Annotated in this window: 1 protein-coding gene; it reads right to left on the minus strand. The window is 60.0% G+C overall.

Translation table 11 applies throughout. The features are described 5' to 3' along the window. Positions 1-174: 174 nt before the first annotated feature. Positions 175-607, minus strand: a 433-nt coding sequence (locus tag A3730_RS11775; RefSeq protein WP_156501168.1) for a phosphopantetheine-binding protein, incomplete at its 5' end; no start/stop codon positions are given.

Genomic DNA, 607 nt, shown 5'->3' on the forward strand with positions numbered 1-607 from the left:
TGTGCTGGCGCCAGCGGGATACGATTCGGGCGGTCACCGGCGACAATCGGCAGACGCTCGAAGGGAATGCCCTTTTCCCCCAGCTTCTGTAGAAAAACCGCCTGTTTGGTTTCATCCAGCGCCATAAAGCGCTGCGCCAGTGCCGCCTTGTCCAGGCTCATAGGTCACTCCGGATCATAAATCTTCCAGGTCATCGAGCAGATCGGCCATGGCCGACAGGTCATCCTGCTCCTGCTGTTTGGCATCGCCGTTGTGTTCGTCCACCAGCGCGGCCAGTGCCTGCAAGGTGTCCGCCTCAAATAACGCGCGCAGAGGAACATCCACACTCCAGCGATCGCGCAGCGTGGCAACCACCCGTGTGGCTAACAGCGAGTGCCCACCAAGGGCAAAGAAATTGTCATCCAGCCCCACTGGCGATTGCCCCAACAACTCTTCCCACAACGATGCCAATTGCTGTTCGGTGTCGGTTTGTGGAGCACGGTATTCACGGGCCTGCCATTGCGGTTCCGGCAGGGCCTTGCGGTCCAGCTTGCCGTTGGGTGATAGAGGCAGCACCTCCAGCACCATAAACAGCGAGGGCACCATGTACTCGGGCAACGCCTCAGCG

It is taken from the genome of Alcanivorax sp. HI0044, assembly GCF_001634945.1.